This window comes from Alkalihalobacterium chitinilyticum (assembly GCF_029028005.1).
In the GTDB taxonomy this organism is placed as follows: domain Bacteria; phylum Bacillota; class Bacilli; order Bacillales; family Bacillaceae_F; genus Alkalihalobacterium; species Alkalihalobacterium chitinilyticum.
Window position 1 is genome coordinate 130,385 of sequence record NZ_JAOTPO010000008.1, and the last position, 21,355, is coordinate 151,739.

At 36.6% G+C, this 21,355-nt stretch carries 22 protein-coding genes and 1 riboswitch; of the genes, 18 read left to right on the forward strand and 4 right to left on the reverse strand.

All coding sequences use genetic code 11. The features are described 5' to 3' along the window. Nucleotides 1-57: 57 nt before the first annotated feature. A complete protein-coding gene (locus N7Z68_RS12990; protein WP_275118900.1) occupies nt 58-693 on the forward strand; it encodes a TetR/AcrR family transcriptional regulator in 636 nt (211 codons plus the stop codon). Nucleotides 694-773: 80 nt separating this feature from the next. Beyond that, entirely contained in the window at nt 774-1,934 is a 1,161-nt protein-coding gene (locus N7Z68_RS12995) for a YhgE/Pip domain-containing protein (protein ID WP_275118901.1), read from the forward strand. A gap of 162 nt (nt 1,935-2,096) precedes the next feature. On the opposite strand, the gene N7Z68_RS13000 is transcribed toward N7Z68_RS12995, so the two are convergent. Then, complete coding sequence (locus tag N7Z68_RS13000) at nt 2,097-3,005, reverse strand: AraC family transcriptional regulator (RefSeq protein WP_275118902.1); 909 nt, start codon at nt 3,003-3,005, stop codon at nt 2,097-2,099. A gap of 215 nt (nt 3,006-3,220) precedes the next feature. Between N7Z68_RS13000 and N7Z68_RS13005 the strand changes: the two genes are divergently transcribed. From N7Z68_RS13005 to N7Z68_RS13050, 10 genes are all read left to right on the forward strand, one after another. Further along, on the forward strand, nt 3,221-4,084 hold the full coding sequence (locus tag N7Z68_RS13005; protein ID WP_275118903.1) for an alpha/beta fold hydrolase: 864 nt from the start codon (nt 3,221-3,223) through the stop codon (nt 4,082-4,084). After that, entirely contained in the window at nt 4,081-4,461 is a 381-nt protein-coding gene (locus tag N7Z68_RS13010) for a hypothetical protein (protein ID WP_275118904.1), read from the forward strand. The genes N7Z68_RS13005 and N7Z68_RS13010 overlap by 4 nt, the downstream gene beginning before the upstream one ends. A gap of 12 nt (nt 4,462-4,473) precedes the next feature. Then, on the forward strand, nt 4,474-4,698 hold the full coding sequence (locus N7Z68_RS13015) for a GNAT family N-acetyltransferase (protein ID WP_275118905.1): 225 nt from the start codon (nt 4,474-4,476) through the stop codon (nt 4,696-4,698). Between the two features lie 74 nt (nt 4,699-4,772). Continuing rightward, nucleotides 4,773-5,141: an alpha/beta fold hydrolase gene (locus N7Z68_RS13020; RefSeq protein WP_275118906.1), complete on the forward strand. Its 369-nt coding sequence runs from the start codon at nt 4,773-4,775 to the stop codon at nt 5,139-5,141. 116 nt (nt 5,142-5,257) lie between these two features. Then, nucleotides 5,258-6,247, forward strand: coding sequence for a tetratricopeptide repeat protein (locus N7Z68_RS13025; RefSeq protein WP_275118907.1), 990 nt, complete (start codon nt 5,258-5,260; stop codon nt 6,245-6,247). An 83-nt stretch (nt 6,248-6,330) separates the two neighbouring features. Then, a complete protein-coding gene (locus N7Z68_RS13030; protein ID WP_275118908.1) occupies nt 6,331-7,221 on the forward strand; it encodes a gamma-glutamylcyclotransferase family protein in 891 nt (296 codons plus the stop codon). A 15-nt stretch (nt 7,222-7,236) separates the two neighbouring features. After that, entirely contained in the window at nt 7,237-7,749 is a 513-nt protein-coding gene (locus tag N7Z68_RS13035; protein WP_275118909.1) for a hypothetical protein, read from the forward strand. Between the two features lie 399 nt (nt 7,750-8,148). After that, entirely contained in the window at nt 8,149-8,940 is a 792-nt protein-coding gene (locus tag N7Z68_RS13040; RefSeq protein ID WP_275118910.1) for a hypothetical protein, read from the forward strand. After that, entirely contained in the window at nt 8,941-9,402 is a 462-nt protein-coding gene (locus N7Z68_RS13045) for a hypothetical protein (RefSeq protein WP_275118911.1), read from the forward strand. 80 nt (nt 9,403-9,482) lie between these two features. Then, the gene (locus N7Z68_RS13050) at nt 9,483-9,983 is read left to right on the forward strand and encodes a CBO0543 family protein (RefSeq protein WP_275118912.1); all 501 of its coding nucleotides are present in this window, start codon (nt 9,483-9,485) and stop codon (nt 9,981-9,983) included. Between the two features lie 343 nt (nt 9,984-10,326). Here N7Z68_RS13050 and N7Z68_RS13055 read toward each other — a convergent pair whose 3' ends face one another. After that, on the reverse strand, nt 10,327-11,331 hold the full coding sequence (locus tag N7Z68_RS13055) for a DUF3231 family protein (RefSeq protein ID WP_275118913.1): 1,005 nt from the start codon (nt 11,329-11,331) through the stop codon (nt 10,327-10,329). A gap of 784 nt (nt 11,332-12,115) precedes the next feature. Between N7Z68_RS13055 and N7Z68_RS13060 the strand changes: the two genes are divergently transcribed. Further along, nucleotides 12,116-12,523 (forward strand): hypothetical protein, encoded by a 408-nt coding sequence (locus tag N7Z68_RS13060; RefSeq protein ID WP_275118914.1) that lies wholly within the window; start codon nt 12,116-12,118, stop codon nt 12,521-12,523. A gap of 186 nt (nt 12,524-12,709) precedes the next feature. On the opposite strand, the gene N7Z68_RS13065 is transcribed toward N7Z68_RS13060, so the two are convergent. Continuing rightward, nucleotides 12,710-13,600 carry a DMT family transporter gene (locus N7Z68_RS13065; protein WP_275118915.1) on the reverse strand — a complete coding sequence of 297 codons (891 nt, stop codon included), beginning with the start codon at nt 13,598-13,600 and terminating at the stop codon, nt 12,710-12,712. Between the two features lie 541 nt (nt 13,601-14,141). On the opposite strand from N7Z68_RS13065, the gene N7Z68_RS13070 reads away from it, so the two are divergent. Beyond that, on the forward strand, nt 14,142-15,536 hold the full coding sequence (locus N7Z68_RS13070) for a M20/M25/M40 family metallo-hydrolase (protein ID WP_275118916.1): 1,395 nt from the start codon (nt 14,142-14,144) through the stop codon (nt 15,534-15,536). 434 nt (nt 15,537-15,970) lie between these two features. Here the strand turns inward: N7Z68_RS13070 and N7Z68_RS13075 are convergent, their stop codons facing one another. Then, nucleotides 15,971-16,528, reverse strand: a complete 558-nt coding sequence (locus N7Z68_RS13075) for a DedA family protein (protein WP_275118917.1) — start codon at nt 16,526-16,528, stop codon at nt 15,971-15,973. 356 nt (nt 16,529-16,884) lie between these two features. After that, a riboswitch (cyclic di-AMP (ydaO/yuaA leader) is annotated at nt 16,885-17,028 on the forward strand. A 90-nt stretch (nt 17,029-17,118) separates the two neighbouring features. On the opposite strand from N7Z68_RS13075, the gene N7Z68_RS13080 reads away from it, so the two are divergent. From N7Z68_RS13080 to N7Z68_RS13095, 4 genes are all read left to right on the forward strand, one after another. Further along, nucleotides 17,119-18,372: a dicarboxylate/amino acid:cation symporter gene (locus N7Z68_RS13080; protein WP_275118918.1), complete on the forward strand. Its 1,254-nt coding sequence runs from the start codon at nt 17,119-17,121 to the stop codon at nt 18,370-18,372. 463 nt (nt 18,373-18,835) lie between these two features. Beyond that, complete coding sequence (locus N7Z68_RS13085) at nt 18,836-19,174, forward strand: LytA/YqiH family protein (RefSeq protein WP_275118919.1); 339 nt, start codon at nt 18,836-18,838, stop codon at nt 19,172-19,174. A gap of 112 nt (nt 19,175-19,286) precedes the next feature. Beyond that, on the forward strand, nt 19,287-19,976 hold the full coding sequence (locus N7Z68_RS13090; protein ID WP_275118920.1) for a response regulator transcription factor: 690 nt from the start codon (nt 19,287-19,289) through the stop codon (nt 19,974-19,976). Next, entirely contained in the window at nt 19,973-21,355 is a 1,383-nt protein-coding gene (locus N7Z68_RS13095; RefSeq protein ID WP_275118921.1) for a sensor histidine kinase, read from the forward strand. Before N7Z68_RS13090 ends, N7Z68_RS13095 begins: the two co-directional genes overlap by 4 nt.

Here is a 21,355-nt window from a genome sequence, read left to right on the forward strand (position 1 = left end):
GTCATTGCACATATTTTTTTCTTGTGATATTATTTCATTGAACAGGCGGTGAATGAAATGACAGATAAGAAAATGACAGAACGTGCAAAGCAGGCTCAACAACGGAGAAATGAGCTTCTTCAATCTGCCAAACGATTGTTTGCAGAAAAAGGCTACCATGCAACTACAACAAGATCGATTAATCAATCTATCGGTATGGCTGACGGATTGATATACCATTATTTCCCTGAAGGTAAAAAACAAATCCTGTTTACTCTTATTGAAGAGGAATCCGAAAGAAAGCTTAATGGCATGCGACAAGCTGTTTCTTCCCTTCATAAGGAAATGCCTGTAGACGAATTTTTGTTTAATATCGCAAAAATAATTTTTAAATATGCAACGAAAGACAAAGAATACATTCTTATCCTATTTAGAGAAAGTAATATTTTGGAGTCGGATGCTATTACTAGCTTCTTTCATCAATTTAAAGAAACGATTGATTTTGCAGTGGACATTTTGAACCATTATATTGCGGAAAATAAAGTAAAGGATCTTGATCCAAGAATGATGCTTATGCAATTTTCTAACTCGATCACCATATATATTATTCAAAAACTCATTATGAACAAAGACTTTATTTTTGGATTGGAAGAAGAGGAAGATTACATTCGTATGTTAGTGGATCATACAGTAAAAACGTGGTCTCGATCATAAAAGGAGGAGGCCACTTATTTTACCTATTTAATTCATTGATTGTTCAATGAAATATATATTTTTAAAAAGGAGGAAGGAACATGAAAAACTTTATTTTAAGTAAGAATTTTATTGGAGTTATTCTATTTGTCTTTGTCATTCAAATGTTGTTAGCCTATGCGAGCTTTGGTCCGGTCATATTTACTGAGGTTAAAAACTTACCCGTAGGATTTGTTTCGAGTGACACTGGAGAAATGATCAAACAAGTGGAGTCAGAAATGATCTCAACAGACATGAAAGAGGTGGAATGGATTTTATATTCCAACTATGAAGAGATGATGGAAGGCTTAGAGAATAAAGAAGTATACGGCGCTCTTCATATTCCAGAGAAATTCACTTCAAGTTTAAGTGCTATAATGGAGGGAACACTTCAACCTGTAACGATCGACATATTTATTAATGAAGGAATGAATCTCCAAGGAGCACAGATAGTTAGTTCGATCCTAGGAGGCGTTGTTGCAAAACAAAATGCCGAGATAAGAAATGAATTACTTGTACGTTACGCTGCGAATGACATCCAAGTTTCACCAGATGATGTATTATTAATAGGTAACATAGTGACAGCAAACACCACTCAAATACATGCTCCAAGCAGCAATAAAGAAGGGCAGCTACCAATGATATTTACTGTATTGATTTGGCTTGGTAGTTTAATAGGTGCTTTAATGGTATGGCTTGGGATGCATCGTCCTGAACAAAAGCCTGGCTCTTTTATAAGTACACAATTGGTATCTGGTCTTCTGCTATCAATCGTTCAAACCCTCTTAGCCTATATCATTGTAAATGTGTTTATGGGACTTGAGGTCACAAATACAGGACTTCTTTTATTTTTCATTTTATTGACAGCATTCGTTTTTTTCTTAATTCAAAGCTCCGTTTTAAATTGGTTTGGATTTAAAGGGTGGCCAATTCTAATCATTATTTGGCTCTTTGGTCCCGCCCTAGTCCAAGTTCCGCCTGAAATGTTATCTAATGCCTATTATTATGGCGTTTATTCGTGGATCCCAATACGTTTCCATGTGGAGGGCTTTAAGGATATTCTCTTCTTTAATGGAGGGGGCACGTTTAACCAATCGTTAAGTGTTGTCATCGGTATTGGGGTTGGTTTTCTACTCATGATTACCCTTTCTATTTTTTCTTTAAGACAAAGGGATTTAACAAAGAGCCCTCTAAAAAAGCGAATGGATAATGTGGCATCCTAACATTTTATAAAAGATTAAAAAATATCCCAATTTCTCAAAGTTAGTGCAGAAATTGGGATATTTTTGTTGAAAAGTATATTAAGTTGTAATTGAAATAAAATTTGCACTTACAACTATGTTAAAGGGTGTACTTAACAACGAAGAGCTTTAATTAAGTAGGTGCTAAATAACAGATGAAACGGGTCGAGCTTCAATGTAGCCTCTATAGCCCATTGGTGCAAGTTGGAATCTTGGAGCTGCTTCAGGTTGCCATTTAAAACCGTAAATAGTAGGGTTAAAGTTATCGATATGTTTCCAAACTTGATCAATTTCAGCCATAAAGTCTTCATCGTCGTAAGGCTCTCCTTGGAACACCATCATTGTACAAGGGTCAAGTTCAATTAGCTCAAATCCCTCTGGAATTTTGTTGCTATAGTCCAAAGGCACTTCAACTCCTTGGACGTACTGAGACGTATTTTCTTCAATGAGGTGGTTTGGTAGCCACATACCAACAGGTTCATATATCGCCTCTTTAACGCTTGTAAGGATCGACCAAACTTCAACACTATCAACCTCCTCACAGTATTGAAAATAGTCTTTGGCGCTTACGCCACGCTTCAACAATACCTTTCTTGCTGGGCGCTCGACCACTTGAACAAATACCGATTTCGTATCTTTTTTTTGACTCATTGATACTCCTCCTTTTTGTAGGGCATAGTAGGTGTCGAAAACTTTTTCTGGCATGAATAATTTAATTGGCGGTGTAGATTGCTTATACCTTTTAGGTGGTAATCCGAATTCCTTTGAAAATGCTCTTGTGAAACCCTCATGGGAATGAAATACAAAATTTAGTGCAACATCAATGATCCTCTCATTACTATCACGTAAAATAAGGGCAGCTTTTGTAAGTCGTAAAGATCTGATGTAATCAAAAGGTGTCTTACCAGTAGCATTCTTAAAAATCTTGGCTGCGTGCCATGGTGAGTAACCAGCTACATTAGCTAATTGTTTAAGTGTAATTTGCTCATGCAAATTAGCATCAATATATTCTTGCATTCGTTGTACCGCCATTTTCATTTCCAATGCATCCATTTCCGAACCCTCCTTGTTTTAAATAATATAATAGAAAAGTTGTCATTTCTTGACTTGTATAGCGAATTCCTCAAGTGTGAAAACATGATTTTCTATTTTAGAGAAGGTAAAAAAGTTTATGAAATAAAGAAATTAACATATTGTTCAAATAAAAACAAAACTATCTGTCTAATGAAGGTAAAATTTGTATTAAAATTATTTGTGGGGGGGTTGGGATGTTTTATAATTTTGATGGTGGAAAATTATACTATAAAGTATCTGGTCAGGACAATAAGACTTCATTAGTATTTTTACATGGAGTTGCAATGGACCATATAACGTTTGAATCTCAGATTGTTGAACTAGAAAAGCAGTATAAAATCATTGTATTAGATTTACCTAATCATGGGAAATCTTCACATCTAGATCATCGTTTGCCATATTCTAAAACTTGTGCACATCTTGTAATTAAATTATTAAATCATTTAAATATTGATAGAGCAATTCTAATTGGTCAATCACTTGGTAGTTTTATCGTTTCACATGCGGCTAATTTATATCCAGAAAAAGTTATTGCCACAGTTCATATTGGTGGAGGTGGGCTATATCCTAAGTCTAGTATTTTACTAAAGGCAGTGGTTCCGTTTATTAGCCCAATGATTATGCTAATTCCAAATAAGTATATGTTTAAAATGTTCGCTAAACATAAGGCGTTACAAAAGCAGACTCAAGATTACTTGGAAAAATCTTCTGCTAAAACAGGAAAACATGTCATCATACACCTTACAAAAGCTATGTTACTTGATATGGTAGAAGGTATTTCCACACCAATTGAACAGCCAACTTTAATTTTATATGGAGATCATGAAGCAGGATTTGTAAAGAAAATGAATATTAAATTTAACGAAACTCTAGAAAATAGTAAACTGACAATTATAAAAAATGCTCACCATATTGCAAACCAAGATAACCCAACTGATTTTACTAAAGAATTAATCACATTTATTACAGATACAACAAAAGAAAAACTAATTTCACAAAAGAAAGTTAATAATAGTCCAGATGTAATTTTTTCGAAGAATGTGGAAGTGATGAAATGAATAAGGTTAATGTTAAACATATAGAAGAGCCAGAGATAGAGGAAGGAATGAACGTGTTGGTCGAATCTTTTCAACACGAAGCTTTTACTAGTGCTGTTTATGATTTTTCAAATGCTAAAACGAAAGAGCTATTCTATCTTTTGTCGATATTAAAAGCGAAAGTATATTTTAATGCAGGTCACTATATTCTTGTGGCTACTAAAGATGACTTAATACTAGGGATCGCAATAATAAAAAAAGATATGAAAATTCCCTTTAATAAAGCAATCCAAATGGTGTTTCCGGATGTTTTGAAAGCTATCTCTATAGTATCAAAAGTAAACTGGAGAAAGACATTAAAACTTGGTAAGGCTATGAAGCATTCTCAAAAATTTTAGAAACCTTATCTAGTGCTAGAGGCAATAGCAGTCCACCCTGATTATCAAGGATATGGGATCGGTAAGGCATTAATGGAAAAGGTACACCAAATTTCTGAATCTGATGCTATGGGGACTTATTTGTTTACTGCTGATAAAAAAAATCAACAAATATACGAGTATCTTGGTTATAAAACAGTAGAAGAGTGTCCATCTAAAGTATTGACGGTATATCATATGTTTAGAAATAATGATTAAATTTCGAGTTTACTCCAAAGTGAATGATGAATTGTGTTAGGAAATGGAAGTCTGTATATAAAATTAGAGTAAGTGTGGGTGAAATAATTATATGGACGAAAACAAGATATAGATTAGAAAAACATAGAGACGATTTACTTGAATTACTTTCGTATCTCAACATTCAGCAAGTTCATTATGTAGGGAATTCTGCAGGGGGTATTATCGGGTATGTCCTTTTACAAAAACAAGATCAATTAATAAAAAGTCTTTGTACATTTGGAACAACTGCAGAATTAAAATATCCGAAAATAGTAGCAGGCTGCATAGTCGGATCATTAATTAAATTATCTAATGCTGGTCACATTGCAAATTTGGATAACCCTAGAGAGTTTAATGAAATTATTGAAAGTTTTATTAAAAGTATTTATATAAATGATAAGACAGATAACCATATATCTTAATGGATCAATCTCGAACAATTCTCTAGTAAGAGGTTGTTCCTTTTTCTATTAGTGGACCATAGTTTTGAAGGGTATATAACCATTTGGTTGTTACTACACGAACGAGGGGGAGACATATGACCAGATTGTCAAATCTATCAGAAGAAGAGCTGCTAGAAAAGGAAGATGATTGGTGGGAACGAGAGGATGAAACGAGCCTGCGTTGGATTAACGAAGGGGTCGAGATTTTTAGAAATCTCTCGAGGTTAAAGCCGAATGTCATCCGTTTTAAAGAAACGCTTGCTTATTTATTACTTGTGCAAGGGGAAGACTTGAAACTCCGTCAGCATTCTTACAAAAAAGCGATCATGCGATTTCATCAAGTCGTCAAAATCGATCCTGAAAATGCAAGGGCCTATTATCGTTTAGGATTTCTTTATTTTTATGAGCAGGAATGGGCGAAGTCCGTTGACTCGTTTCAGCGTTCTCTGAATTGTTTTCCTAGGCAGGCCCGAAATCAACTTGAAAAAGAACAACAAATTAAGGCTCATTATTACACATTAAAAGCAACGCAAATTATTTTAAAAGAGAGTCTTGGTAGGGTGGAACAAATTCCTCCTGCAGACCTCGAACTGTTTGGCGAATTTAAACATTTATTAAGTGAACTAAAAGCAACCGGCCAACCGGAAGAAAAACCTTACCAAATGATTGTAGACGGAAAAGAATTTAAAGAGATTAGTGAGCGGGAATACGAACAGCTTTCCGATCCCTTTGAAAATAAGAGTTGTTATATTTTAAATCAACGCAGCATAAACGATACTACTTTATCATTCAACGAACGGGAAGTTTCCATCCCAGCATCACAAGTGCCTTTGATTGAGTTTTTAATGCGGCATCCTGAAGGGGTTCATCGCGAAGAAATTATTCAGAGAAGGTATCGACATTCCAGGGATCCCCACGCTGCGTTAAGACGCAGTATTTCGAGATTACGGGAGCGATTGGAATTTTTAGACCCGCAGCATGAAATGATTGAAACGATTGACGGCGGTTACCGCTGGAATCGTCTATACCAATATCGTATGTTTAAACATAACCGAGATGTGAGCACCGATCTGCTTCTGGATTAATCCAGAGGCTTTTTCGCTGTGACAGTGGTGTCACACCCCATTGATTATACTTCAGGTATCAAATAACAAGGGAGATGATGTTGATGCTAAAAAGAAAAGAGAGCAGCTTAAAGATGAAAAATGGATATGAGGTGTTTGTTTACGGTACACTGCGTCAGCATGAAAACAATCACTACTTACTAAAAGACGCGAGATGTGTAAGCCGTCAATGCTGGACATATGGAAGCTTGTATGACACAGGTTGCGGCTATCCTGCAATGGTTGCTGGCACGAGTGAACGTGTCTATGGCGAAGTCTATGAGGTAACGCCGGAGCAGCTTAAGCGACTGGATGTGTTAGAAGGGTATGAAGGTCAAGGTAAAAACAATCTGTACGATCGAATCACCCAGGAGGTTCATACCGACTTCGGAACCATCGAAGCGTTGGTTTATGTGTTCCATGATGAAAACGTTTCTGAATTTGATACAATTAAGTTCGGTGATTGGAAGTGTTATCGTTATTTACAGCAGGACGAATTGCTATACTTTGCCTATGGGTCATGCCTTGATGATGAACGATTTCAACTGGCCGGCGTAAAGAACCAGTTTGAAAGAGTGCTAGGTTGTGGTGTGGCAAACGGTTATTCATTAGCATATACCCGAAAAGCGCATGATGGCGGGAGAGCCGATATCATAGAATCGGATGAGTATGCAGAAGGAAAAGTCTATCACATTAGCCGTGACACTCTACCTTACTTGTTCCGGAGAGAGGGTGTGACCGCTGCCATTTATCGACCTGCTTTTATCGATGTGACGTTCGGTGGAAACACCTACAAGAATGTATTAACGTTTTTAGTCGTTGATAAAACAGAGGAAGTGGCGCCGCCTGACCACTATGCAGAAGAAATCCTTCGAGGGGCAGAAGGGTTTATAAGTGACAGCTACTATCAAAAGCTCGTAACCGATTTGCAGACTAAATTTAAAATGAAACAATAACTAGGAGGGGTTCGAATGAGTACATTTACTGCCCAGCTGCTTGTTGGTCATGGACATCCAAATGACGGGGGGATTTGTGGAATTACACATACCCTTCATTTATCAGAGAATAGCAGGCCTGCGTGGGTTTTACAGACAGCAGGTGCTGGAAGGAAGAATGAGATTACATGGATCCCTACTCTCGAAAACATGCTAGACGATGCCTTGTTAATGATTGGGATATATGTTTTGAAGGATGAAACCTTATGTAAAATGATAGATTGCTTTTTTTCCAATAAGCAGAAAAACTATATTGAACTATATGATATTGAACCGATTCATTTGAGTGAAATGCGTACGCGTTGTTATGAGCTGTCTAGTGATCTTAAAATAATGATTTCAGTGTTTGAGGGATCAACGGTTCAAAGGCAGCTACACGCTATTAGTGCGTATGACTTTGATTTTGAAGTTTGTTTGTCTGTTTATCAGAAAACGTACAATGTGTGGAGCGGAAAGCGAGAGGAACGAGGTGAAATAAGACCATCATGAGATATGATGGTTTTTTGTTTTTTTTAAACAGAGATGACAGCCTGATGACAGAGATTGAAAGCTAATTCCTCTGATACAGTATTTACCACCGCAATCTTACTTGGTGTAAAAGATAAAATGTATAAAGCCATAGTTTGGAATACCGATATTGTTAAACAGTTGATTTAATTTCAGTAAGAATAAGGCCAGCCTTACGCAAATGGGATTGAATATGTGAGTAACTCTTGTATTACGCAGTAGACCATTACTGTGCAGCAAGTAATTAACCAAAAAACTCATAGCTACAAGTAGTTTTACAATTCACGGAGCAGAAGTTAATAAAAAGTATGAATAAAGGGTCTCAATTAGTAAAACCCTAAAATTTGTAAAAATCCAAAACTAACAATTGAGGCGAAAAAATTGAATAATTTTAACTCCACGAATAGGGAACGTCGGTTTAAAGCACATGTAAGTGCTGTTGGTACTACCCAACTCCATTTAAGAAATCCATATATAATAGCATGGTGGTCGGCAGCCTTCCCAGGCTTTGGTCATCTCCTCTTATCAAAATATTTGAGAGGGTATGCATTGTTTTTATGGGAAATTCTTGTGAATAATATGGCAAATATAAATCTGGCAATGGTCTACTCATTTACTGGGAATATTGAATTGGCAAAAGAAGTTCTTGAACCAAGATGGATGCTTTTGTATATTCCAGTTTATATTTATGCGATATGGGATAGCTATCGTACATCTGTTGATATGAACAAAGTTTTCTTATTAGCAGAGCACGAAAATGCTGATTTTAACTCATATACCATTGGTGCTTTAGAAATAAATTATTTAGATAAAAGAAGACCGATAATGGCAATCATTTGGTCTCTTTTTACACCTGGGCTTGGTCAACTCTATATACACCGAGTGATTACCGCTATTTTCACAATGGCTTTTATGATAGGATTTGTATACTTTTCGAATGTTTTAGTCGCTATCCATCATCTTTTTTTAGGGGAGATAGCATTAGCAACACAAGCAATGGACCCACAATGGTTACTTTTTATTCCTTCACACCTCGGATTTGGCGTTTATGATTCTTATGTAAATACTGTTGAGAATAATAAACTATACGAAAGTGAACAGAGAAAGTTTTTAATAGAAAAATATCAGAAATACCGTGTGAAGTTCCCTTACTCTGTAAATGAGGTGAAATAGTTGCAAATATTTTCGACATTTGAGCACTCGTCGTATCTTGAGTTATCCATTACATCATTAGAAAAAATTGGAGTGAGTAGAGAATGTATATTAGCAGTTCCTCTTATTAACCGAGTAGAAGAAAGAAGGTTATTTGATACCCTTCATCGAGCAGATGGAATTAGCTTATTTGACAAGGGAGCTGCAATAGGAACTGCATTTGCAGTAATTGGGGCAAGTGTCGGGTTTGTTTTAGAGTGGGGTCCAATCTACTGGGGGTTAATTGGGGCAGCAGTTGGTTTTATAATAGGATTTATTATTGACTATATTATTTTTAAAGTTATCCATAAAAGAAAAAGAGTATTAAAAGGAAAACAGTCAGAAGTAGTTTTAGTTGTAGAGTGTTCGAAGGAATTAGTTGATAAAGTAGAAGAAATTTTGTGGGAACATCTTGCACTAGGTGTTGCAAAAGTTGAAGAATAATTCTCTTGGCTAAAAAAGAATTATTATTACATAAATTTAACTAGACGATGCATCCTAATTTTTAAAGGGGTGCATTTTTCATGTGGGGAAATAAGAAATTAGATAAGTTTATTTTAGGAACTCTATTTGTGGTAGGTATTGGGTTACTACCGCTTGCTTTAAGGAAGCGACCAATTAAAGATTGGTTATTGGTTTTTCTTTGGAATGCCGCTACAAATGGAATTATTGATAATTTTGTTGTTACCTACAACACAGTGAAATACCCTACACGACTATTGCCTAAAGTGTTTAAAATAAATATTTTATTTGACTTTTTACTATATCCGACAATGACGATGTTCTATAATCAGTTTACCGAAAAAGATAACAAACCTCTTACCATATTTTTAAAACTACTTTGTTTCACAATCCCAATGATTCTGATTGAGCTTTGGGCAGAAAGAAATACAGGTTTAATAAAATTTAAGCGGAGTTGGAAATGGTATCATTCCTTTATTAGTCTTAATGTAAAATCCTTAGTGACTAGGTTATGGATTGGTTTGGTGAGGAAAATGGAAGAAAAACAAAAAATGGTTCAATAAACAATGAGTTTTAATGAAGATTTATGATTAGAAAAGGATTTATATCCCTATGTGAATTGTTACACTTAAAGTAACGATAAGCTTATGTTGAAGAAGAAATTAAGGAAAATAACAGCTCCATTTGTTTCGCAATTCAAATATACTGTTGAAAAATTACGGAGACGATTACGTTTATTAAGTGATCGTCTCTTCTTCATATATGACGATAACTGCGCAGTAAAGTTTCTTCATTTTTAAAGGAGTTTGTGAAAGAATGTACTTAAGCTAACGGTGCTTTTGTTGAGTAAGAACGTTTGGTCAAATATAAGACACCTCCCATTAATGAGAGGTGCTAATTGGTTAATTATTTGTCTTTTGCAAGGTTTTTTCTATTTGGAGAAAGTGGAGGCTCCTCTAACCACTTATACTGCGTCATTATATTGAACCATTCTTTTGTCACCATCAAGTTTTTTAATATAATCTTCTCATAAGTTACGGCAAGGTCAGTTCGCATTGCAGAAGCAAGTCCTGTTCCATGATAGGCTTGTGCGGTTTGTAGTAGGAAACCAATATGATACAACATTAACTTATCTGAAAAAGGAGGATCCTGAGAAGTTGTGACCTCTGTTTCCCAAGACATTGGTACAGGCAAATTATCTTTTTTTAATATAGAACTAAGTGCTTGAATTTGGTTATCCGAGGTCTTTTGCGATGATTCCAAAAATTTTCTTACTTCTTTAGATTGGGCAACTTGGCTAAATGCAATAGAAAGAGTTTTCTCCAATATCTTCTTTTTCAAATTAAAAGAAAGGCTAATCATTTCGGTTGCAGCTAAAGGTCGTTTGTCCCCAAAGTAGCCATCTAAAAATTGTTGACCTGAAATAAATTCAGGAGTTGCTTCAGGATAAAAGTAAGGGTCTCTTTGAAAATGTCCCTTTTCTAACAGTAATTCTATCGTTTGATGATACATTCTTTTGCCGTCATTATCGCACGAATCATAAAAATTTCTCAAATCCTTTCTTACAGAGGCACTAAGTGATGTTGTGTGTCCCAATAAACCATGTAACGTCATAACGTGTAAATAGTGTAAACAAAAAATGTCCGAAAATAATCTTTTTGTCCCTTTATTAAGGTCTGCATCAGTAAATCCAATTGGTACAGGAAATCCCTCATTTTCAATAAACGTAGCTATCTGATTTTTCTGTTTTGCAAATGTACTTATCGCATCCTCAAAAAGTGTTTTTATTTTTTCATCTTCTATAATGGATAACATATACTTGTTTATAATATCAACAGCTGTACCATTAACATATTCTCCCCACAAAGTCCCTATCTCAGCAGATGTGAGCTTTAAATCCTCTTTATCCATAAAATCACCTCATAAAGTATATTTTACTAAATCGGATAGAAATATAATCTTTTTAAAAATATAGAGGAAATGTAAAGTTTGAATTCTTGAGAATTATTTAAATAAGTATTAATATGTATTAACTAAAAAAGGCAAGCAAAATAATTGGCTTGCCTCTTTCGTAAACAATGTACACAAGGTAATACTTGATGAATATTCAATAATTTAATTTAGAGATTGCATCCTTAACATCGTATTTAATCTGAATATGATATTGCTAAAGAAGAATGCTACTCTAACTCCTGCTGTAATTATGCCTGAGAATAAACTAAAAAGAATATCCAAAGTATATCCCTCCACATTGAGTTTAGTGTTAAAAAATAACACTAGAGTTAGTATCTAGCTGGTAAGGAAATTTATTCAGTGAAATTTATTCAGTGAAATTAATTTTAAAAGGATTTACTATTAACTTCGAACTCTGTAATTAATAAAAAAGAAGATTACTTATTCAACTAACTGACCTTTAGTTGAACAAGACCTATCATTTATAACAGGATCTCTTGATGAGCAGTTCAACGATATTACGCAACAACGGTTACCAAGATTGTGGAAAAATAAACAAAAATACTCTTCTGATATGATTTTAGTATGAAGATTGTGTAGGGTGTTTTAGCTTAGACTAAAAGGCAGAATGTTAATGGGAGAAGGGTTTCCTGTATTACCTATAGAATAAATAATGATGAATTTCTTCATTTTTTGGTTTTGGAAATAACAGGGAAAGATGATTAGAATAGGAGGATCTGGAATGAGTGAAAACAATGCGATTGAAAATTCCTTTACAAAGCTTAAAAACAACCAATACGATACAAAAGCATTAACTTCCGAAGAGCGTGAAATCTTACAAGAATTTGCCCCTGCTTTATTAGAAGCGGCTACCAAATTTATTCAAGAAGGTAGAAAAGTACAGAAAAAAGTGTTAAGCATTATCGATAAAGCAATGGATACTTATGCAGACCAATTAAAAAATCCAAATTTAACTCCAGAAGAGAGAGAAAATTTGAATGATAGAATCGAACGAATGGTTGAGCTATCATTGAAAAAAGATACGGAGTACAAACAGTGGATGGGTTACATAGTGGTTGCAGCAGTAGGTGGAGTAGGTTTATTTTGGAAAGCAAAGAATTCTAACTTACTCAAAAATGATAAATCTTAACCAAAAGAAGAATACCGACTTCCAATCATTATCAATCGAAGAACTAGAAATGTTAAGAAATTCCTGCAATACAGTCCGGTAGCGAGGAAGGCATTGTCTTTTACACTGCCTTCCTTTTTCCTCCTTGGGTAGCTAATTGTTGTTACTGGAACACACCGCTTGACTTAAATAGTGTGCTCAAATTAATTAGTTATTAGGCATAATCTTTTTTTCGGACTGCTTTACACTAAGTACGGTAATCGTAAGCAGGACGAGCACCATTCCAAGAAGTTGAACGATTGTCAAATGATCTCCAATAAGCAGAACGCCAAATAATGAAGCTGTCACAGGCTCTACCATAGCGACCATCGAAGCAGTTGTCGCAGTAGTCCATCGAATGCCAATCAGATAAATTATAAATGAAATTCCAGCACCCACGATCCCTAATAGAAGAAACCATCCCATGTCACTCGATGTCACCACACTAGCTGCCTCACCAGTGTCCATAAATAGAAAAAGGAAGAGGCAAAATGAAAAAAAAGCGATAGTTAAAGTGGTCTGAGGCTTTCCGATAGAAGAGGCGTTCTTAAAGCCGAATATAAATAATGCATAAGAAAGACCAGAAGCAAGCCCCGCTGCCGTCCCTACAAAACTCACTGAAATGGATTCGGTGTTGTAGGCACCTGTAAGCAGGATAATCCCCATAAGTACTCCGGAAATGCACCCCCATTTAAACCAAGTCGAACGTTCTATTCGTAATAAAAAGGAGATTAAAAGAACGAACAGAGGTGCGGTGTACATTAAAGTAGACGCAACAGCAATGCTCGAGGCTTCGATACTTATAAAATAAAAAGTGAAATTTCCAGCAACACCAACACCTGCCAATAGGGACCATATGTATAAACGAGTAGAGAAGATCCAATTTTGTCTAAAGTGAAAGAGAAACCACGCGAAAAAACATAGAAATCCAATAGCCCCTCGGTAAAATGAAATCACAATAGGGTCCCAGCCCTTGTTTATTAAAATGTTGGCAATTCCTCCACTAATGCCCCAGCATATAGCGGCTAGCATAACCAAACCTACACCTGAAAATCTCATCGTGTGCCTCCTAAGATAAGTAATGGTACGAATTTTATTTTATATTGGAAACATTATTTCAGTAATTAGGGGTTTATGCTTAATCATTAAAGTAATTAAAATTAAGTTCAATTAACTTACTTTTCTTATTGTTTAAAGGGCTTATTTTGAAGAAGGCCAACTGACTAAAACAAAGTGGTTTCCTGCGCAGTCCAATACTACTAGCAAAAGAAGATGATAGTCCACAATCTGGCGTGATTGTGACAAACCATAGCAGACGTGATACATCCTTGTCGCTGTAAACACAGCCCGAGCACCGAGTGGCTATTGGGCTACACTCATCTACTTTTGGTGATCAATATCTGTTCACTAGCTTAAACTGCGTTTTCTTAATCTCATACGGCGGGCTAAACCTTGACACAGGTGCTTGCGGCTTGCATATGTCGCAAATCAACGTTTCTTTCCAAGTTTAAATTGTGCTTTCTTGTTTCTTTCGCGGTGTGACAGGTGTGTCACAGCTCCTTTGAGATAATGTGTCTAGAAACAAAAGGGAGATGATACGATGAAAACTTGGAATCAATTATTTACTCGTCATGGATGGCTACTGGAAGAACAAGGGGGAAACACGTTTGATTGTATAAATGAAACGGAATTAAATCTTCAATTTCTATTCGAGTGCCTTGAGAAGGCGAACGTTGAATTTATTTTCAATAAGGGCATGTTATCCCTTCTCGAAGAATCCATAGGGGAAGAGGACTGGATTGAAGCCATTCAATTTCCTCAACGTGGAAGAGGAGAAGGGTTATGGTTTCATTCTGGCCACGAGGCTCCAAAGGTACGTGAATTAGATGTGTATATTAGTGGTGTCGTTCGCCAGTTTAATCGCATTGGTTTTTATACCACAGGGTCATGTGATGGTCACGGTAGAAGAGCAGCTCATGTAATGCTTACAAAAGATTGTAACATCGAAACATTGAATGAAATGTTGCTTGCCCTTGGCATAAGACGTGTATATTGGCGGGAGCACCGTAATTCTTTCCATTTACCATTAGCTCTAAGCCAAAATGAGCTTCTAAATTTAGCAGAAAAAATGAGCGTTGTTGATGAAAACTGGCTAGGGCATGGTGTTGATTTTATAAAAGAACAATTGTTCTATCAACAACTGGAGCAATTGTTAATGATCCCTGGAGTGAGTGGGAATGAAGGAAGAGTAAGAGAATTTGTAATGAAAAAACTATCCCCTTTTGTGGACCATATGACCGTCGACCACACAGGAAATGTGTTGGCTGAAAAAACATATCGCAGCGGGCATGGACCAACGATTTTGTTAAACGCTCACTTGGATACAGCCTATGAACTAGAAGAGGATCGAGTCATTTCGAAGAAAGCCACGATCTGGTCTAGCAGTAAAGGAATATTAGGTGCTGATGACCGTGCAGGGATTGCGGTTATCCTTCATCTTATTGAACATCTGTATCATTCTACTTTCAGCGGGAGAGTAAAAGTTATCTTTACAGTCGAGGAGGAATGCGGGTTAATTGGCGCAAAGAAGGTGGACGAATATTTCCTTTGGGGAACGGATGCAGCAATCGTTGTAGACCGACGGGGAAATGGTGATATTGTCACTTCTTGCGGGAGTTTTCAACCGTTTTGCGATCCAGAATACGGTGACTTTTTCGAAAAAGTAGCGGTTGAAGAAGGCTTGAGCGGTTGGGCGACTACAATAGGCGGAAGCAGTGACACAAGAATTTGGGCTGGCCATTCCATTCAAAGCGTAAATTTATCGGCGGGTTATATGAATGAGCATACGGACGAGGAAAATCTCGATGTAGCAGCTTGCTATCAAACAGCTAAACTACTAATAGGAGTTTTTAAGAGAGAAAAAGAATTGAGAAGAGTGCTTAGAAAAATCTCTCGTCAACAACAGGTTGCAAAAATTTGCCGAGAAGCACAGTAAGGAGTTGCGCCAAAGCAGGCACGCTGTTCGTGGTTAACTTAGGGAACTGAGAGGCGCTTAATTTCATATAAAACGCCTTTTTAGAGGTGTTGCGGCACTGAGAGGTCCTTAATTACTATGAAACACGTAAAAATCATCCTATTTTTGCTAGATAAGGGCCTCTCAGTGGTATAAAATCGTGAAACCATCGATTTTATCACAAATAGAGGCCTCTCAGTTCCGCATAGTTAGGGTGAAGGGGTTTGTCCAATTAATTAAACGCAATTGAAGAGGGGATGTTGCCCCATCAAGTAGCGAGGGACAGACCTTGCTACTGCTCTTATTTCATCACTTTATCTACTATCACATTATCTACTATCACATTATCTACTATCACATTATCTACTATCACATTATCTACTATCACTATTCGCAGGACAGCATTGTACACGTCCTCAAAGACGAGAATTCGAGATGAGTCCAACCGTTTTCCTCCTTGGTAAATAGATTTTCATGATTGCAAGAAGAATCAATGCAATTGCACCTGCTAGAAGGGGAACGCTATCAATCTTTTCCCATAATGCAAGAGGATTGGGTACAAGCTGACCGAGTGTAAAATACAACAATGCCCAAATAAAAATACTCGGATAGGAGTAAATAGCATACGTAGCAAAAGGAATCCTTTTCATTCCGCATAGTAAAGCAGCCACATTCCGAATACCGGGCATGAAATAGGTTACCAAAAGAATTTTTTCGTTAAACAAATTAAGGAGGGTTTCTGCTTTATGAAAATATTTTGTTCGATTATATCGTGATACAATGCGTGACCCACAGTATTTGCCGACCAAGTAAGATGTTGTATTTCCTGCTAAAAGTCCACTGAACACCACAAGGAAAAGAATAATCGGATAAGCTTGATCGTTATGGGTACTGCTGATGGTTAACAACATTAATTCATTCGGCACAGGAGCTATAAATCCTCCTAACCAAAACCAAAGAAATATGAAAATCATAGAATTTCCTCCTATATTTGACAGACATAATGAATGACTGTTGTTTCTTTTCTATTCTAGGGAAAATATCTTAACGAATAGTAAGGGTAATTCTTAAGATTTTCTTAATGTATTAAAAGACTTTATTAAATGATAGTGAGAGGGGGCAGGGTTATAAGGAGAGGACGCCTTTTTTTAAAAGGTACAGGACTTGAATAGAACAGTCAGCAGCCTCAGATCTTGTTGAGGAGGCAGGCGAAGAAAATCAAGGGAAAATGGTATCCGAAGATGAAATAGAACCGTTCCTATAACTTTAAAATATTGACGAAAATTGACGAATCCTTTAGTATAATAAAATAATATAATAATATAATAAAATTAATTAACAGCTTAATCCTGAAAAGGAGCGGGGGAACCATCATATAGTAGATTGTACTATTGGGGTGAATCCTTGAAGAAGGAAGGGAATTTCTCTGTTCCCGAATCCGACAGCTAACCTCGTAAGCTATTTTAGAGACCTATGCTTATTTATTTGTGAGTAAGTAAAGCCATGATGGAGTTCTCTTTTCATGGCTTTTTTTATATTAAAAAAACTTAATAGGAGGTAACATATGAAACCAAATAGTAATCTTACAAAAAAGATCATCATTGCACTAATTCTTGGTATTTTCGCTGGATTTGCGCTTAATTTGTTTGCACCAGCAGCATTTAGTATTATTGATAAATACGTCCTTTATCCATTAGGACAGCTCTTTTTAAATTTAATTAAAATGTTAGTTGTGCCACTAGTCTTTATCTCCATCACTTTAGGGGTAGCAGGACTTGGCGACCCGAAAAAGTTAGGTAGAATTGGTGTGAAAACGATTGGGTATTTTTTAGTCACGACTACAGTTGCCATAATGATTGCATTAGGCGTTGCTTCTGTAATGCAGCCGGGGTTAAATGGGAACTTCGATACTGAAAATGCCCAGTTTGAGGCAACCGAAGCACCACCTGTTGTTGATACACTGTTAAATATTATACCAACCAACCCAATCGATTCTATGTCTAGTGGAAATATGCTTCAAATCATTGCTTTTGCAGTGTTCATTGGTCTTGCACTTGGTGTATTAGGTCAAAAAACAGAGGGAATTTACCGCCTTGTGGAACAAGGTAATGAAATCATGATGTACCTTGTTAATCTAATTATGAAATTAGCTCCGTATGGCGCCTTTGCCCTAATCGCATCTGCGATCGGAAAACAAGGCTGGGAAGCTTTTGAAGTGATGGGCATGTATTTTATTGCCGTTATGATTGCATTATTCATTCACGCGCTACTCACTTATGGAACAGCGGTGTCAGTGCTTGGAAAGATGAACCCCATTAAATTCTTTAAAGGGTTAGCTCCTGCCATGTCCGTTGCATTCAGTACATCAAGTAGTAGTGCAACCCTGCCTATATCAATGGAAACGGCTCAAAAAAATCTTAACGTGCCAAAATCAATTAGCAGCTTTGTTCAACCTCTTGGCGCGACGATTAATATGGATGGAACAGCGATTATGCAAGGTGTAGCAGTTGTTTTCATCGCACAAGTATTTGGTGTGGATCTATCTATCAATGAAATTCTCATTGTTGTTTTAACAGCTGTGCTTGCAAGTATTGGTACTGCAGGTGTTCCTGGTGTAGGATTAATCATGCTTGCTATGGTTTTAAAATCAGTTGGGTTACCAGTGGAAGGGATTGCCCTGATTATCGGTGTGGATCGACTGTTAGATATGACGAGAACCGCGGTTAATATTACTGGTGATGCATCATGTGCTGTCATTGTTACAGAAACTGAGAAAAAGCATGGCTTAGATGAAGGTAATAAAAATGTTTCTGCTTAATCAAGAAGCTTTTTTAACGGCAACCGTTTTGAAACACAGAAATTAAATACAAAGAAATAATTAGTTGAAACACACCAATTCGCTCAATGGTTGGTGTGTTTTTTTGTGCTGTTAATGGCTGAGTAATGTGCTAAAGGTGTTTATTTTCGCATGGCTCCTGCTTCACGAGCAGTCATTGCCCCTTGGCCTTGGCTTACATCTTTTTGGATTTCTTTTTTTACTTTTTGCGGATCACTTAGCAATTGGGAGACCAAACCTCATAAGAGTGAAACATTTACGAAATGGAGGACAGTTCCTTTTATTTGAACAAATATGGATTGTACAAACACAGAAAACGACTACTTATATATTAAATTCTACAGAACTCGACCAAGTAACAAAATTGTTACATAGCCACAATTCCACCGATACAATGAAATTTTATACTTTAGTTGTTAACAAAAACCAACAGGAGGTCAAGAAGATGAAAAAAATAAGATCCATTATTATAGGTGTTAGTGTTGCTGTGATTGTTGGAGGAATTGGAGTGGTCAACGCTTCAAGTTATCTAACTTCAGGAAGTGACCAGTCGAGCCATGCAGAACAAGGAGAACAAGAGATGGTTGTGTATCAAGAAACCGGGACATTTATCGGTTTAGCCGATCCGCATACGGTTGAAATCAAAACAAGTAAAGGCTACGAAGCGTTTCAATTAAGTCCAGTTGCTCAAAAGAGTGCTTTATCTTTAGGAGCGAATGAAACAATTACTTTTTCGTATACAGAAAAAGGACAGCAGTTTATTATTGTAGAGATTAACAAGTAATGTCATGATAACAAGTAAGTAAAGGCTCATTTTACCGAGCCTTTACTTTTAGCATCCAGTAGAAAGTCATTCGAGAGGTCACCTTAGGTTGTTTTATAAAGGGGGGATGTTCATGAAAAAACTATTATTAGTTGAAGATGAAAAGGTATTAGCCAAGAACGTTGCTTTCTTTTTGAAGAAAGAAGGCTATGAAATAGATGTGGTCTATGATGGAATTGAAGGGTGGGAGTTCTTTCAAAAAAATCATTACGATCTTCTCCTGCTCGATTGGATGATGCCAAAAAAGGATGGGTTGGACTTATGTCGGGAGGTACGCCAAGTTTCGGATGTCCCTATTATTATGCTGACGGCGAAAAGCGAAGTCATGGATAAAGTGATTGGATTAGAAGTGGGTGCCGATGACTATCTAGTCAAACCGTTTCACCAAAGGGAACTATTAGCTAGAATTCATGCGCTTTTTCGTCGTAATGATAAGACGCATTCTCGCACCACATCTGATCGTTATGTCCGCTTTGAAAGGTTAGAATTAGATAAAGACGAGATGGTTGTTCGTTACAAAGATGAAAGTATTCCGTTAACGGTCAATGAATTTAAGCTGTTAGATGTGATGATGAAACATCCTGGAAAGGTATTTTATCGAGAAGCGTTGTTTGAAAGAGTATGGGGTGATTCGATAGGTTTTAACGATCGAACAGTTGATGTCAATGTAAGTCGTCTAAGGAAAAAGTTAAATGAAGTGACGGGCGAAAATTACCTTCATGCCGTTCGCGGGATTGGATATCGTTTCGGGGGACATCAATGAAATTAAAATATCAAATGTGGCTCCTATTTTCGCTTCTTTTTATTGTAATGGGAGTTGCACTTTACTATTTCATTGTACAAGCCTATGAAGAACGAGTGATCGAGGGACATAAAACGATAACGATCAATCAAGGCGCAACGATTGTGGAAAGGCTTCAAGGCGTTTACCCTAAATTTCCCGAGAGAACGGCAGGTTATTTATCCACGTACAGTAATCGATTGGATGTTCGATTACTCTTAATTGATTTACAAGGACAAGTGCGGTATGACAGCTACGGACAATTGGAGGCAGGAACGAAGATTAGTATACCGGTACTAAAAGAAGAAAATTCATTACCGAGGACGACGTTTCAAATAACATCTAATTACGGATATGTACAGCATACCTTGTTACCCTTGGAAGGAACTCAACCAGTGGGTACTTATTTATTAATGATTGAAGATGTCAATATATTATATGAGGACATTCAATCGTTTCAGCGTTGGACGCTTCTTGTAATCGGAACGGCTGTAATCATCTTTTTTATTTTGAGTTTTGGAATTGCTTCTTTGTTTTCACGACCGATTTCTCAAATGATTTCCGAAATGAATAAAATTTCACATCATAACCGTTCTTTTACATTTAAATATAACCGTAAAGATGAAATTAACGATCTATCGGTAGCGATTGAAGGAATGGTTCAACAGCTAAATCAGTACGAAAAGCGTCAAAGACAATTTTTGAGCGCATCCTCTCATGAATTAAAAACACCGCTTGCCACGATGCAGTTGATTAGTGAAAATTTAGCGTTGGTTCGGGAAAACCCTGAAGACCATGAAGAATTTGTTGCTGATCTTATGGTTCAAATCGATAAGATGAAACAAATGGTGAATCAACTTCTTGATATGAACCGTGCCTGGGACCGATCCTTAAGGAAAGAGCCTTTGGAGGCTTCAGAAATAAAAAAACATCTACAAAAGAACTTTCAGCATGCCTGTGAAAACAAAAGGATTAAATTAGATTTTACTCTTGAAGATGTAATGCTCCATGTTGACCATGCTAGTTTTTTTCAAGCAATCGATAACATCATTAGTAATGCGGTTCGCTATTCTCCTTCTAACACAATGATTTCAGTTACAGTGACCAAATCCGAAAAAGATAATGTCGAACTGTCAATTGATGATGAGGGAATTGGGATATCAGAAGAAGACCTTCCCTACGTATTTGACCCTTTTTATAGGACTAGGGATGCGAGTGAATGGAGTCAGGAAGGCAGCGGTCTAGGACTTGCTTTAGTAAAACAAATCATTGAACAGCATGGTGGGACGATTACCGTTCAATCAACGAAAGGGAAAGGAACTTGCTTTCTCATCACGTTATGTAACAAAAATGTTACGTAG

Excerpts from the sequence above, each read along its gene's own strand:
- N7Z68_RS13080 (WP_275118918.1), top strand. The coding sequence starts at position 17,119 with ATGAAACCAAATAGTAATCTTACAAAAAAGATCATCATTGCACTAATT.
- N7Z68_RS13035 (WP_275118909.1), top strand. The coding sequence starts at position 7,237 with ATGAGTACATTTACTGCCCAGCTGCTTGTTGGTCATGGACATCCAAAT.
- N7Z68_RS13055 (WP_275118913.1), bottom strand. The coding sequence starts at position 11,331 with ATGGATAAAGAGGATTTAAAGCTCACATCTGCTGAGATAGGGACTTTG.
- N7Z68_RS13065 (WP_275118915.1), bottom strand. The coding sequence starts at position 13,600 with ATGAGATTTTCAGGTGTAGGTTTGGTTATGCTAGCCGCTATATGCTGG.
- N7Z68_RS12990 (WP_275118900.1), top strand. The coding sequence starts at position 58 with ATGACAGATAAGAAAATGACAGAACGTGCAAAGCAGGCTCAACAACGG.
- N7Z68_RS13025 (WP_275118907.1), top strand. The coding sequence starts at position 5,258 with ATGACCAGATTGTCAAATCTATCAGAAGAAGAGCTGCTAGAAAAGGAA.
- N7Z68_RS13000 (WP_275118902.1), bottom strand. The coding sequence starts at position 3,005 with ATGGATGCATTGGAAATGAAAATGGCGGTACAACGAATGCAAGAATAT.
- N7Z68_RS13075 (WP_275118917.1), bottom strand. The coding sequence starts at position 16,528 with ATGATTTTCATATTTCTTTGGTTTTGGTTAGGAGGATTTATAGCTCCT.
- N7Z68_RS13050 (WP_275118912.1), top strand. The coding sequence starts at position 9,483 with ATGTGGGGAAATAAGAAATTAGATAAGTTTATTTTAGGAACTCTATTT.
- N7Z68_RS13005 (WP_275118903.1), top strand. The coding sequence starts at position 3,221 with ATGTTTTATAATTTTGATGGTGGAAAATTATACTATAAAGTATCTGGT.
- N7Z68_RS13095 (WP_275118921.1), top strand. The coding sequence starts at position 19,973 with ATGAAATTAAAATATCAAATGTGGCTCCTATTTTCGCTTCTTTTTATT.
- N7Z68_RS13030 (WP_275118908.1), top strand. The coding sequence starts at position 6,331 with ATGCTAAAAAGAAAAGAGAGCAGCTTAAAGATGAAAAATGGATATGAG.
- N7Z68_RS13085 (WP_275118919.1), top strand. The coding sequence starts at position 18,836 with ATGAAAAAAATAAGATCCATTATTATAGGTGTTAGTGTTGCTGTGATT.
- N7Z68_RS13010 (WP_275118904.1), top strand. The coding sequence starts at position 4,081 with ATGAATAAGGTTAATGTTAAACATATAGAAGAGCCAGAGATAGAGGAA.
- N7Z68_RS13070 (WP_275118916.1), top strand. The coding sequence starts at position 14,142 with ATGAAAACTTGGAATCAATTATTTACTCGTCATGGATGGCTACTGGAA.
- N7Z68_RS12995 (WP_275118901.1), top strand. The coding sequence starts at position 774 with ATGAAAAACTTTATTTTAAGTAAGAATTTTATTGGAGTTATTCTATTT.
- N7Z68_RS13090 (WP_275118920.1), top strand. The coding sequence starts at position 19,287 with ATGAAAAAACTATTATTAGTTGAAGATGAAAAGGTATTAGCCAAGAAC.
- N7Z68_RS13060 (WP_275118914.1), top strand. The coding sequence starts at position 12,116 with ATGAGTGAAAACAATGCGATTGAAAATTCCTTTACAAAGCTTAAAAAC.